Genomic DNA, 12,503 nt, shown 5'->3' with positions numbered 1-12,503 from the left:
TGTGCTTCCGTTCGTGCTGTCGCAAACAGGGATGTACAGGGATGAACCGCCGAACGGGTGTTGACGTGTCATGTCCGTTTGATCACGCTTGTGGTCAGCGATTCGCCGCGAGGGGACGGCGAGGGTTCCGGTGACGGGAGCCCTCGGCGAGTGTGAGTCGCATTCGGCGTCGGCTCCTCCCCGGGTCAGGAGGAGCAGGGCGGGTACGCCGGAGCCGGATGGCGGCGCGCAGTGCCGTGCTCGGGGCGCGCAGTGACGCGCCGCCAGCCGATCCAGGTCCGCGGTGGTTCGGGACGGCGGTCGACGCGGGCGGAGGGTGGTTCCCGACGGCGGCCGGCGCAGGTCGAAGGCGGTTACCGGCCTGCCTCGGGGCGTCTCGCTTCGCGGTGGCGGCCGGTGGCCGGCCGCCGTGCGGTGTGACGGACGGCCCTCAGAGCACCGCGACCGGTGCCACCGGAGTCCCCGTGCCGCCGACGAAGGGCTCGGGCATGGCCGACAGCAGGAACGCGTAGCGCCCTTCTTCTCCACAGGCTGTGGACAACTCTTCGAGATTCCAGTTCTGGCCCTGGAGCATCCCCATCTCGACCAGATCGAGCGCGTGCACGGGCAGCCACAGGTCCTCGATCTCGGGCGGGAAGATCTCGAAGGTGAGGGTGTCGTTCGCGACCGCCGCGACGTCGCGTGCGTGGAACCACTCCGGGGTGTGCACCGACAGACCCGGTGAGGGATAGCCGTACGCGTGCTTGTCCCCGGCGAGATACACCTGGATCTGGCCCGTGCGCACCAGGACGATGTCGCCCGCCCGGACCCGCGTGCCCGCCAGTTCCTCGGCGGCGTCCAGGTCGTCGGGCGTCACGGCGTGCCCGCCGTCGAGGCGCTCCACGCCCCGCGCCCGCGCGACGTCGAGCAGGACACCCCGGGAGACGATGTGCCGCGGCTTGTCGATCCCGCCGAACTCGGCGCCGCCGTGCGGGGTGACCGTGTCGGCCGGGCGGCCGTTGTAGATCTTCCCCGAGTGGGAGACATGGGTGAGCGCGTCCCAGTGGGTGCCCGCCTGGAGTCCCATGGTCACGGCGTCGTCGCTGCACGCGACGGTCCCGGGGCCGAAGAGCTCCTGGTTGATCTGCACCATGACGTGCAGCGGATTGACACGTCCCGGGATCATGCCGGTCTGTACGCCGTCCTGCCTCAGGGGCAGCGCCAGTGGCACACGGCGTCCCGAGCGCACGGTCGCGGCGGCCTGTCGTACGACCTCGTCGGTGATCAGGTTCAGCGTCCCGATCTCGTCGTCCGACCCCCAACGGCCCCAGTTGTTCACGCGCTTGGAGATCTCGTGGAACTCCGGACGGAGCGCCGGCTGCGACATGAGTCCTCCCCGGGGGCTTGTCTCCAGGTATCTGACGGGTCGTAGAATCCGAGTTGAATCTAACGGACCGTCAGAAACTGCGGGAAGGGGCCGGGCGTGGGGAACTTCTTGGCAGGCAAGGTCGTCGCCGTCACGGGCGGCGGACGGGGGATCGGCCGGGCCGTCGCCCTCGCCGCCGCGGCGGCGGGCGCGCGGGTCGTCGTCAACGACTACGGCGTGTCCGTCGAGGGCGCCGAGCCCACCAGTTCGGTCGCCGAGGCCGTCGTCAAGGAGATCGAGGCGGCCGGCGGGGACGCGGTGGCGGTCGCCGACGACATCTCGACCATGACGGGCGGGCAGCGCGTCGTGGACACCGCGCTCGCGTCGTACGGACGGATCGACGGCGTGGTGTGCGTGGCGGGCATCCTGCGCGAGCGGATGCTGTTCAACATGTCCGAGCAGGAGTGGGACCCGGTGGTCGCCACCCATCTGAAGGGCACGTTCACGCTGTTCCGGGCCGCCTCCGCGGTGATGCGCAGACAGGGCTCGGGCACCCTGATCGGCTTCACCAGCGGCAACCACCAGGGGTCCGTCTCGCAGGCCAACTACAGCGCCGCGAAGGGCGGGATCATCTCGCTCGTCCGCAGCGCGGCGCTGGGGCTGCACAAGTACGGAGTGACGGCCAACGCGGTCGCGCCGGTCGCCCGGACCCGCATGTCCGCGGGCGTCCCCATGGAACTCAAGGAGATCGGCGAGCCGGAGGACGTCGCCGCGCTCGTCGTCTACCTGCTGTCCGACCGGGCGCGCGAGGCCCGGATCACCGGCCAGGTGTACACGATCGCCGGTCCCAAGATCGCGGTGTGGGCGCAGCCCCGCGAACTGCGCGCCGGGTACGCGGACGGCACCTGGACCCCCGAGCGGATCGCCGACTTCCTGCCGGGCACCGTGGGCGTCGACCCGATGCCGCTGCTGGAACAGGTCGAGGCCATGGCGCGGGCGGCGGCCGACAAGGCGCGGCCGAACGCGTGAGGGCCCTGGCGGCCGGAGAGGGGGAGCGCGCATGGAGTTCGGATTCGGCGCCGAGGAAGAGGAGTTCCGGCACGAGGCGCGGGCGTGGCTGGCGGCGCACCTCACGGGCCGGCCCGAGCGCCGGGACTGGGAGCGGGAGCTCGGCCGGGGCGGCTGGATCGGCCTCGGTTGGGGCGAGGACGGGTACGGCAATCGGCGGGCGAGCCTGATCCAGCAGGTCGTCTGGGCCGAGGAGTACGCCCGCGCGAAGGCGCCCGCCCGTTCGGGGCACATCGGGGAGAACCTGCTCGCCCCGACCCTGGTCGCGCACGGCACACCGGAGCAGAAGTCCCGTTTCCTGCCGCCCGTCGCCCGCGGCGACGAACTCTGGTGCCAGGGCTACAGCGAGCCGGGCGCGGGCTCGGACCTCGCCGCCGTGCGTACCGCGGCCGTGCGGGACGGCGGCTCGTACCGCGTCACCGGGCAGAAGATCTGGACCTCGCTGGCCCACGAGGCCGACTGGTGCTTCGTGCTGGCCCGTACCGGTGCCGGCTCCGTCCGCCACCACGGCCTGTCCTTCCTGCTCGTCCCGATGGACCAGCCCGGCCGTGTCGAGGTCCGCCCCATCCGGCAGCTCACCGGCACGAGCGAGTTCAACGAGGTCTTCTTCGACGGGGCGGTGGCGCGCGCCGAGCACCTGGTCGGCGGCGAGGGCGACGGCTGGCGCGTCGCGATGAGCCTCCTCGGCTTCGAGCGGGGAGTCTCCACACTGGCCCAGCAGATCGGGTTCGCCGAGGAGTTGGGGCGCGTGGTGGAGACGGCCGTGGCGACCGGAGCGGCCACCGATCCCGTCGTGCGCGACCTGCTCGTACGCCAGTGGGCCGAGCTGCGCACCATGCGCTGGAACGCCCTGCGCACGCTCGGCGGGCCGGACGCGGGCGGCACCGGGGCGCCCAGCGTGGCGAAGCTGCTGTGGGGCGGCTGGCACCGGCGGCTCGGCGAACTGGCGGTGCGGGTACGGGGGGCCGCGGCGGCGGTGGGGCCGGTGGACTGGTCGGCGGCGGCACCGTACGAACTGGACGCGCTTCAGCACCTGTTCCTGTTCAGCCGGGCCGACACCGTCTACGGCGGTTCGGACGAGGTGCAGCGCACGATCATCGCCGAGCGCGTGCTCGGCCTGCCGAAGGAGCCCAGGGGATAGCCCCGGGACACGAACCCACGGGACGGCCCCGGGACCGGAACCCGGTGGCGGCCCGGGACAGAGGGGAGCACGGCGCGATGCGAGGCGTGATCTTCGACGGGAAGCAGACCCAGGTCGTGGACGACCTGGAGGTACGGGAGCCGGGTCCCGGCGAGGTGCGGGTCGCCCTCTCCGCGGCCGGACTCTGCCACAGCGACCTCTCCGTGGTGGACGGGACCATCCCGTTCCCCGTGCCCGTGGTGCTCGGCCACGAGGGCGCCGGCGTGGTGGAGCAGGTCGGCGACGGCGTCACCCACGTCAGGCCGGGCGACCATGTGTCACTGTCCACGCTGGCCAACTGCGGTGCCTGCGCGGAGTGCGACCGGGGGCGGCCGACGATGTGCCGCAAGGCGATCGGGATGCCGCGGCAGCCGTTCACGCGGGCCGGGCGGCCGCTGTACCAGTTCGCCGCCAACTCGGCCTTCGCGGAACGCACGGTCGTGAAGGCGGTGCAGGCGGTCCGGATCCCCGAGGACATCCCGCTGACGTCCGCCGCGCTCATCGGCTGCGGGGTCCTGACCGGTGTCGGCGCGGTCCTCAACCGCGCACGGGTGGACCGGGGCGACAGCGTCGTGGTGATCGGCACCGGCGGCATCGGTCTCAACGTGCTGCAGGGTGCGCGGATCGCGGGCGCCCTGAAGGTCGTCGCGGTCGACGCCAACCCGGCGAAGGAGTCCGCCGCCCGCCGGTTCGGCGCGACGCACTTCCTGTCCTCGACGGAGCGGGTGAAGGACATCCTGCCGACCGGCGCCGACCACGTCTTCGAGTGCGTCGGCAGGGTCGAACTCGTCCGCGAGGCCGTCGACCTGCTCGACCGCCATGGGCAGGCGGTGCTGCTCGGGGTGCCGCCGGCGACGGCCGAGGCGTCCTTCCTCGTCTCGTCCCTGTTCCTGGACAAGTCGATCCTGGGCTGCCGCTACGGTTCCTCCCGCCCGCAGCGCGACATCGCGCTCTACGCGGAGCTGTACCGCGAGGGCCGCCTGCTGCTGGACGAGCTGGTCACGGCGACGTACCCGGTGGAGGACTTCGACAAGGCCGCGGAGGACGCGCACCAGGGGAGGGTGGCGAGGGCGGTGCTGACCTTCTAGCGCCCCGGGCGCCGCGACCGGGCGTCGGCCGCCGCCCCGCTCACCGGCCCGGCGCGGACGGCGTGAGGGAGTCGCCGTCGCCGCCGGGCCCGGTGCTCCCCGCCCGGAACGTCCGCCGGTACACGGTGGGCGTGACCCCGAGCACCGTCTGGAGGTGCTGGCGCATCGACTGCGCCGTGCCGAAGCCCGCGTCCCGCGCCACCTGGTCGATGGACAGGTCGCTGGACTCCAGCAGATGCCTGGCCCGTTCGACGCGCTGCTGGGTGAGCCACTGCCCGGGGCTGACGCCGACCTCCTCGCGGAAGCGGCGCGTGAAGGTGCGCACCGACATGGCCTCCTGCTCGGCCATGTCGCGCAGCTGGATCGGCTCGTGCAGGCGGCCGAGCGCCCAGGCGCGGGCCGCGGTGGTGGTGGCCGCCTGCGCCTCCGGGACCGGGCGCTGGATGTACTGCGCCTGGCCGCCGTCGCGGTGCGGCGGTACGACCGTGCGGCGGGCCACCTCATTGGCGACGGCGGCACCGTGGTCCCGGCGTACGAGATGGAGGCAGAGGTCGATCCCGGCCGCGACCCCGGCGGAGGTGAGGACGTCGCCGTCGTCGACGAACAGGACGTCCGGGTCGACCCGGATCCTCGGGAAGAGCTGCTGGAAGTGGTCGGCGTGCATCCAGTGCGTGGTGGCGGGGCGCCCGTCGAGCCGGCCGGCGGCGGCGAGGACGTAGCCGCCGATGCAGATGGAGACGAGCCGGGTGCCGGGGCGGATGCGGGCGAAGGCCGAGGCCAGCTCGGGGGTGAGGACGCCGTCCTCGTAGACCGGGCCGAGCTCGTACGACGTGGGGACCACCACGGTGTCGGCGGTGTCGAGCGCCTCCGGTCCGTTCGCGACGAGGACGGCGAAGTCGGCGTCCGTCTCGATCGGGCCGGGCGCCCGGACCGAGCAGGTGACGACCTCGTACAGGGGCCGGCCCTCGGCGTCCTGTGCCTTGCCGAAGATCCGCTGCGGGATGCCCAGCTCGAAGGGCATCAGGCCGTCGAGCGCGAGGATGGCGACGCGGTGCCGCCGGTGCGGTGCCTGCTGTTCGGTCATGGCCCGATCCTAACGAATGCTGTCTCTCGGGCCAGTGGTTCGCGCGCAGCCCGTCCCCGAAGCTCTATGTCGTGACCCAGACAACCGAAGCCGCCGCGCCCGTCGAGGACCCCCGACCCGCACGCCCCTTTGGCACCCACCGCGTCCACCGCGCCTGGTTCGTCGCCGCCGTCACCTTCGTGACGATCATCGGCGCGGCGGCTTTCCGCTCGCTGCCGGGACTGCTGATCGATCCGCTGCACCAGGAGTTCCACTGGTCGCGCGGCACGATCGGAGCCGCCGTCTCGGTCAACCTCGCGCTGTACGGGCTGACGGCGCCGTTCGCCGCCGCGCTGATGGACCGCTTCGGCATCCGGCGCGTGGTCGCCGTCGCGCTGACGGTGATCGCGCTCGGCTCCGGTCTCACCGTGTGGATGACGGCGGCCTGGCAACTGCTGCTGTGCTGGGGCCTGCTCGTGGGCCTGGGCTCCGGCTCGATGGCCCTGGCCTTCGCCGCGACGGTCACCAACCGCTGGTTCACCGCGCGCAAGGGCCTGGTGACGGGCATCCTGACGGCCGCCTCGGCGTCCGGCCAGCTGATCTTCCTGCCGGTGCTGTCCTGGATCGTCGAGGAGCACGACTGGCGTCCGGCCGCGGTCACCGTCTCCCTCGCCGCCCTCGCGGTCGTCCCCTTCGTGTGGCTGCTGCTGCGCGACCATCCGGCGGACGTGGGCCAGAAGCCGTACGGGGCCACGGAGTTCGTGCCGAAGCCCGAGCCGGTGCGCGGAGCCGCCCGGCGCGCGGTGGCCGTCCTGCTCTCCGCCGTCCGCACGGGACCCTTCTGGCTGCTCGCCGGAACCTTCGCGATCTGCGGCGCCTCCACGAACGGCCTCGTGCAGACCCACTTCGTGCCCGCGGCCCACGACCACGGCATGCCCGTCACGGCGGCCGCCTCGCTCCTCGCGGTCATCGGTGTCTTCGACGTCGTCGGCACGATCGCCTCGGGCTGGTTCACCGACCGCTTCGAGCCCCGCAGGCTGCTGGCCGTGTACTACGCGCTGCGCGGCATCTCGCTGCTGTTCCTGCCGATGCTCCTCGCCCCGAACGTGCACCCGCCGATGATCTTCTTCATCGTCTTCTACGGCCTCGACTGGGTCGCCACGGTCCCGCCCACGCTGGCCCTGTGCCGCGAGCAGTACGGCGAGGACAGTGCCATCGTCTTCGGCTGGGTCCTCGCCTCCCACCAGGTCGGCGCCGCCCTCGTCGCCTTCCTCGGCGGTGTCGCGCGGGACACCTTCGGCTCGTACGACGTGGTCTGGTACGCCTCGGGCGCGCTGTGCGCGGCGGCGGCGCTGATGGCGCTGGTGATCCGGCGCAGGCGTCCGGCGACGGGCGCACCCGCAGCCGCGCTCGCGTGACGGTCGGGGGTGCCTGAGAGCCGCGGTCCCATGGGAGGGCCGCGGCTCCGGTGTCGGTGGCGGTCCGCGTGCCGGCCGTGGGCCGTATGCCGGTCGCGTTCGCGTACCGGTCGTGTTCTAGAGGAAGCGGCCCTTGTGGAAGAGCAGCGGTGCCGCGTCGTCGTCGCCGGTGCCGAGGGCGTCCACCCGGCCCACCACGATCAGATGGTCCCCGCCGGTGTGCACCGCGTGGATCGTGCAGTCGATCCAGGCCGCGGCCCCCGCGAGCCGCGGCGAGCCGGAGACCGGCGCCGCGTCGTACGCGACCCCGGCGAACTTGTCCGCGCCGCTCACCGCGAAGCCGCGGCACAGCTCGCCCTGGTGGGCCCCGAGGACGTTCACGCAGAAGACTCCCGCGCGGGCGATCCGCGGCCAGGTCGTCGACGTACGGCCGACCATGAAGCAGACCAGCGGGGGATCGAGGGAGAGCGAGGCGAAGGACTGGCAGGCGAAACCCGCGGGCCCCGCCGGTGCCTCGTGATCCGTCGCCCCGGCGTCCGGGGCGGTGACCACGGTGACGCCGCTCGCGAAGTTCCCCAGCACCCGGCGGAACTCGGACTGGTCGACCGACGCGCGTTCGTCGTCGCCGACCGCGCGCAGGTCCGGGCGCGGCAGCGCCTCGACGGGCCCCGCGGCGGTAGGGGCCCCGGCCGACCGGAGGTAGCGGACGGCGGCTGCGGCCATCCCTGCGTGTCCCATCACATTCCCCATTGAAGCTGACGGTTCGTCAGATTGGAAGGGGTGGGCTGACGGAAGGGGGGACGGGACGGGAGGCGCGGGGGGCGGACAGGGGCCGGGGAGCGATGCCGAACGGTGGCGGGGCCGGGTGGGCGGGTCCGGTGGGGGCCGGCGTGCGGGCCGGGGCGGTCGGCGAACCCCTCGTGTGCCGTCACGCACCGGGCGCGTATCTTTCGCCCATGGGGTGGGGAGACACGGGTCGGCCCAGGCATCCGCGGCTGACATGGGAGAACGCCGAACTGAACGCCGCCGCCGCGGTCTGTGCCGTACAGCTCGCGGTGGCCGCCACGGTCTGGTGGGTCGGGACGTTCGACGACGACAGTCACGGGGCCGGGACCGGCGGCGCACTCGCCGCCGCGGGCCTGCTGTGCATGGTCGTCCTCGGCCCGCTGCTGCTCGCCGCGCTCGGCATGCTGCACGCGGCCGTGCACACGATGCCGGCCGCGACGCTGGCCCGGCTGACGACCCGGCGCGCCCCCGGTCGCGAGACCGTCCGGCACCTGGCGTCCGTGATCCTCCTGGGCGCCCTGTGGGCCGCCGTCGCCGTCACTCTCGGCGGCCTCTCACCCACCGGCGCACCGGTCCTGCTCCTCGCCGCCTCCGGGATCCTGCCCGCGCTGGGCGTCGGCCACGTCCGGCGGCGGGCGCGCGCCACCGGCCGCGCGTCACGCGTCCGTCGCGTCTGGTCCCGCTCCGCGCTCGCCGCCCTCGCGGCATGCGCCCTGGTCGCGACGGCCGGAGCGGTGGGGCTGTCCACGGGCCTCATCGAGGAGTACGAGCCCCCGACGCTGACCACCGCACAGCTCGTCGGGGTCTGGCACGGCGACGGCGGCGCGGTGCTGCGGTTGCGGTCCGACGGCCGCGCCGACCTCACGAAGCTGCCCGCCGAGCCCGAGTTCGACGACGTCGCGAAGCGGGACTTCACCCGCTGCGACGGGACGGGCAGCTGGTTCCTGGACACCGAGGGCCGTTACGACCCCTACGCGGGCGAGAACGGGCCCGAGGTGCGGGACGGCGTCGTCGTACGCGTCAAGGACTGCGGCCACGACACCTACTGGACCATCGGCGGCAGCGAGAGCGGCCCCGAACTGTTCGTGCTCTTCGGCGACCCGGACAGCGGCGACCTGCGCATACTGACCCGCGACTAAGGGAGGGGCTGTCCGCCGCCGGGCCGACGGCGGATGCCGAGACGGTCGACGGCTGATGCTGAGCGGCCGACGGCTGATGCCGGCGGGTCAGCGGCCCTCGAAGCGGGGGGCGCGCCGTTCCACGAAGCTCGTGACGCCTTCGACGGCGTCCGCCGTCGTCATGTTGATCTCCTGCGCGGCCGCCTCCGCGGCGAAGGCCGTCGCCCGGTCGGTGTCGAGGGAGGCGTTGACCAACTGCTTGGTGAGGGCCAGCGCCCGGGTCGGGCCGGCGGCGAGCCGCTCCGCCCACTCGCGTGCGGTCTTCTCCAGGTCGTCCGGCGGCACGACCCTGTTGACGAGCCCGATCCGCTCCGCGTCCGCGGCCGTCAGCGCGTCGCCGAAGAACATCAGCTCCTTCGCGCGCTGCGGACCGACGAGCCGCGGCAGCAGATGGGCGCCGCCGCCGTCGGGGACTAGACCGCGGCGCACGAACACCTCGATGAACCGGGCCGGTTCCGCCGCGAGCACGAGGTCGCACGCGAAGGCGAGGTGCGCGCCGATCCCGGCCGCCGTGCCGTTGACGGCCGCGATCACCGGCTTCTCGCAGTCGAGGACGGCGGCGATCAGGCGCTGCGCGCCGAGCCGGATCGTCCGGGCGACGTCGCCGGCGACCCGCTCCCCGGCGGGCGGGCCGCCGCGCAGGTCCGCGCCCGCGCAGAAGCCGCGCCCCCGCGCGGTGATCACGACGGCCCGCACGGCGGGGTCGGCGGACGCCCCGGTGAGCAGCGCGATCACCCGTTCCCGCTGGTCCCAGGTGAGGGCGTTCATCGCCTCGGGCCGGTTGAGGGTGATCCACGAGACGGCGTTGTCAGTGGAGTGAAGTATCAATGAGTCGAGGGGATTTCCTGACGGGTCGGCTGTTTTCGACGGTTCGCGTGCCTCGCGCGGTTCAGGCGTTTCACGCGGCCCGGCGGACCGACGGGATGCCGGGGATCGGCGGGGGGAGTCGGACATGGGGGTGCTCCGATGCGTGCGGGGGACGGTGGGCCGTGCGGCGGGCCGGTCAGTGGCAGACCACCATGGCGTCCAGCGCCACCGCGCCCTGACCGCGCGGCAGCACCATCAGCGGATTGATGTCCAGCTCCGCGACGTCGTCGCCGAGTTCGAGGGCCATCCGCTGCACCCGCAGAGCGACCTCGACCAGCGCGTCGACGTCCACCGGCGGCCCACCGCGCACCCCGTCGAGAAGGGCCCGCCCCCGCAGCTCGGACAGCATCGCCCGCGCCTGGTCCTCACCGAAGGGCGGCACGCGCACGGCCGTGTCCCGCAGCACCTCGACGAGCACACCGCCGAGTCCCACGGTCACGGTCGGCCCGAAGAGCGGGTCGTGGGTGACGCCGACGACCATCTCGACACCCCGCTCGACCATCTGGCACACGAGCACACCGTCGAGCGAGATCCCCTCGTAGCGCGCGATGTCGGTCAGCTCGCGATAGGCGTCGCGGACCTGGCTGGCGGAGGTCAGCCCCACCTTGACCAGGCCGAGTTCGGTCTTGTGGGCGATCTGCGCGCCGGAGGCCTTCATGACGACCGGGTAGCCGACCAGACTCGCCGCCCGTACGGCCGCCGCCGCGCTGGTCACCAGTTGCTCGCGCGGCACCCTGATGCCGTAGGCGCGCAGCAGCTGCTTGGCCGCGTGCTCGCTCAGCTGCTGGCCGGGGCGCATCAGCGCCTGCGCCTTGCGGAAGGAGGGCGAGGGCGTGCGGGGCGCCTCGTCGAAGGGGGAGCGGTAGGCCGAGACGAACCGGTGGTGGTCCAGGTGGGCGCGGACGGCGGTGATGCAGTTGGCGAAGGTGCGGAAGGTGGCGACCCGCGAGGACCCGAGCAGCGTCTCGCGGTAGGCGGCCTCCATTCCGACCGGCGACCCCCACACCACGCACACCAGCTTGTCCGTCTGCTCCGCAGCGTCCACCAGATCCCGGGCGAGCCTGTCGCTCATCGGCGGGAAGGGGCCGGTGATGGGGCAGATGAGCACCCCCACGGAAGGGTCGGCGAGGATCGCGTCGATGATCTTCCGGCCGCGCCAGTCGCCCACGGGATGTCCGCCGTTGTCGACGGGGTTGGCGACGTTCAGGTAGTCGGGTATCCACTGGTGCAGCTCGGCCTGCTTCTCCTCGGACAGCGTGGGCAGCGCGAGCCCGGCCTCGCTCGCCAGGTCCGCGAAGTGCGCGCCCGTGCCGCCCGAGATCGAATAGACGACGACGCCGTCGGCGTGCGGGGTGCGCGCCCGTGCCAGCAGGGCGGCGGTGTCCTGGAGCTCGTCGAGCCCGTCGACGCGGATCACTCCGTACTGCCGCATGGCCGCGTCCACCACGGCGTCGGCCCCGGTCAGCTTGCCGGTGTGCGAGGCGGCCGTGCGGGCGCCGGTCTCGGTGCGGCCGACCTTGACCGCGACGACGGGCACCCCGCGCCGGGCCGCGCGGTCCGCGGCGAGCAGGAAGGAACGGCCGTCCTTCAGGCCCTCGACGTAGCAGGCGATGGCCCCGATGCCGGGCTGTTCGGAGAAGTAGGAGATGAAGTCGGCGGTCTCCAGGTCGGCCTCGTTGCCGGTGGGCGCCCAGTGGGAGAGCCGGACGCCCAGCTCCTGCATGGCGAACACCGGGCGTCCCTGGTGCCCCGACTGGGTGATGAGCGCGATCGCCGGACCCGCGAGGTCCTCGCGGAAGTTCTCGAAGGCGTTGAGGTTCGTGTTGGGGCCGAGCAGGCGGAGCCCGGAGCGTCGGACGGCGTCCGCGAGACGGTCCTGCGCCTCGGCGCCGTCGGCCCCGGTCTCGGCGAATCCGGAGGCGAAGGCGACGGCGAACCTCACCTTGGCCTGGGCCAGTTCCTCGATGACGGGGAGGGGGTCGCCGACGAGCAGCACGGCGAGATCGACCTGCTCGGGCAGGTCGGCGACGGAGGGGAAGCAGGGGATGCCGAAGACGGACCGGCGGGTCGGGTGCACGGGGTGCAGCCGGGCGCCGACCCGCTCCGCCCAGGCGATGAGCTGCCTGGTGATGCCGGTGTTGGGCCGTCCCTCGGTGTCCGAGGCGCCGACCACGGCCACGGACTCGGGACGGAAGAAGCGGTCCAGATCGGGGACGTCGGCGTACAGCGGACGCCCGCTGACGTCCAGGTCGTCGACCTCGGCCGGCCGGCCGTGCACGACCGGCGAGGGTTGCTCGCCGCAGGCGATGACCCGGGCCCGGCGGGAGTCGGTGGTGAGGGTGCCGTGGGTTGATCCAAGCATCGGTCCGCCCGCTCCTGTGTGACAGCCAACTTCTAACTGACGCAGTGTCAGATTACGCAACTGACGCCGCGTCAGGAACCGTTGTGCAGGCAAAGGCTGTGCGCGAGGACGGGGTGCGATGGTGCGGCCTCGGACCTGGTGGCTCGGC

The 12,503-nt window shown here is 73.1% G+C and carries 10 protein-coding genes; 5 read left to right on the top strand and 5 right to left on the bottom strand.

Annotated elements, in window-relative coordinates; translation table 11 throughout:
• Positions 1–430: 430 nt before the first annotated feature.
• Positions 431–1,366 carry a cyclase family protein gene (locus ABEB03_RS12435; RefSeq protein WP_345646386.1) on the bottom strand — a complete coding sequence of 312 codons (936 nt, stop codon included), beginning with the start codon at positions 1,364–1,366 and terminating at the stop codon, positions 431–433.
• Positions 1,367–1,462: 96 nt separating this feature from the next.
• Between ABEB03_RS12435 and ABEB03_RS12430 the strand changes: the two genes are divergently transcribed.
• From ABEB03_RS12430 to ABEB03_RS12420, 3 genes are all read left to right on the top strand, one after another.
• A complete protein-coding gene (locus ABEB03_RS12430; RefSeq protein WP_345646383.1) occupies positions 1,463–2,374 on the top strand; it encodes an SDR family oxidoreductase in 912 nt (303 codons plus the stop codon).
• Between the two features lie 31 nt (positions 2,375–2,405).
• Positions 2,406–3,554 carry an acyl-CoA dehydrogenase family protein gene (locus ABEB03_RS12425; RefSeq protein ID WP_345646380.1) on the top strand — a complete coding sequence of 383 codons (1,149 nt, stop codon included), beginning with the start codon at positions 2,406–2,408 and terminating at the stop codon, positions 3,552–3,554.
• Between the two features lie 77 nt (positions 3,555–3,631).
• Positions 3,632–4,681, top strand: coding sequence for a Zn-dependent alcohol dehydrogenase (locus ABEB03_RS12420; protein WP_345646376.1), 1,050 nt, complete (start codon positions 3,632–3,634; stop codon positions 4,679–4,681).
• Between the two features lie 40 nt (positions 4,682–4,721).
• Here ABEB03_RS12420 and ABEB03_RS12415 read toward each other — a convergent pair whose 3' ends face one another.
• Positions 4,722–5,765 (bottom strand): GlxA family transcriptional regulator, encoded by a 1,044-nt coding sequence (locus ABEB03_RS12415; RefSeq protein ID WP_345646372.1) that lies wholly within the window; start codon positions 5,763–5,765, stop codon positions 4,722–4,724.
• 71 nt (positions 5,766–5,836) lie between these two features.
• Between ABEB03_RS12415 and ABEB03_RS12410 the strand changes: the two genes are divergently transcribed.
• On the top strand, positions 5,837–7,162 hold the full coding sequence (locus ABEB03_RS12410; protein ID WP_345646369.1) for an MFS transporter: 1,326 nt from the start codon (positions 5,837–5,839) through the stop codon (positions 7,160–7,162).
• A gap of 117 nt (positions 7,163–7,279) precedes the next feature.
• Here ABEB03_RS12410 and ABEB03_RS12405 read toward each other — a convergent pair whose 3' ends face one another.
• A complete protein-coding gene (locus tag ABEB03_RS12405; RefSeq protein ID WP_345646366.1) occupies positions 7,280–7,900 on the bottom strand; it encodes a flavin reductase family protein in 621 nt (206 codons plus the stop codon).
• A gap of 218 nt (positions 7,901–8,118) precedes the next feature.
• Here ABEB03_RS12405 and ABEB03_RS12400 point away from each other — a divergent pair, with 218 nt between their 5' ends.
• Entirely contained in the window at positions 8,119–9,087 is a 969-nt protein-coding gene (locus ABEB03_RS12400) for a hypothetical protein (RefSeq protein WP_345646363.1), read from the top strand.
• Between the two features lie 87 nt (positions 9,088–9,174).
• On the opposite strand, the gene ABEB03_RS12395 is transcribed toward ABEB03_RS12400, so the two are convergent.
• A complete protein-coding gene (locus ABEB03_RS12395) occupies positions 9,175–9,954 on the bottom strand; it encodes an enoyl-CoA hydratase/isomerase family protein (protein WP_425589223.1) in 780 nt (259 codons plus the stop codon).
• Positions 9,955–10,129: 175 nt separating this feature from the next.
• The gene (locus ABEB03_RS12390) at positions 10,130–12,355 is read right to left on the bottom strand and encodes an acetate--CoA ligase family protein (protein ID WP_345646357.1); all 2,226 of its coding nucleotides are present in this window, start codon (positions 12,353–12,355) and stop codon (positions 10,130–10,132) included.
• Between the last annotated feature and the right edge of the window lie 148 nt (positions 12,356–12,503).

Origin of the sequence: Streptomyces siamensis, from assembly GCF_039543605.1 — a bacterium.
Lineage (GTDB): Bacteria > Actinomycetota > Actinomycetes > Streptomycetales > Streptomycetaceae > Streptomyces > Streptomyces siamensis.
The sequence above is the reverse complement of the archived record's forward strand: the minus strand, read 5'-3'. Positions and strand labels throughout refer to the sequence as shown.

What these genes read in the sequence shown, in the direction of transcription:
- ABEB03_RS12405 (WP_345646366.1), bottom strand. Translation starts at nt 7,900, where the DNA reads ATGGGACACGCAGGGATGGCCGCAGCCGCCGTCCGCTACCTCCGGTCG.
- ABEB03_RS12390 (WP_345646357.1), bottom strand. Translation starts at nt 12,355, where the DNA reads ATGCTTGGATCAACCCACGGCACCCTCACCACCGACTCCCGCCGGGCC.
- ABEB03_RS12425 (WP_345646380.1), top strand. Translation starts at nt 2,406, where the DNA reads ATGGAGTTCGGATTCGGCGCCGAGGAAGAGGAGTTCCGGCACGAGGCG.
- ABEB03_RS12420 (WP_345646376.1), top strand. Translation starts at nt 3,632, where the DNA reads ATGCGAGGCGTGATCTTCGACGGGAAGCAGACCCAGGTCGTGGACGAC.
- ABEB03_RS12435 (WP_345646386.1), bottom strand. Translation starts at nt 1,366, where the DNA reads ATGTCGCAGCCGGCGCTCCGTCCGGAGTTCCACGAGATCTCCAAGCGC.
- ABEB03_RS12400 (WP_345646363.1), top strand. Translation starts at nt 8,119, where the DNA reads ATGGGGTGGGGAGACACGGGTCGGCCCAGGCATCCGCGGCTGACATGG.
- ABEB03_RS12415 (WP_345646372.1), bottom strand. Translation starts at nt 5,765, where the DNA reads ATGACCGAACAGCAGGCACCGCACCGGCGGCACCGCGTCGCCATCCTC.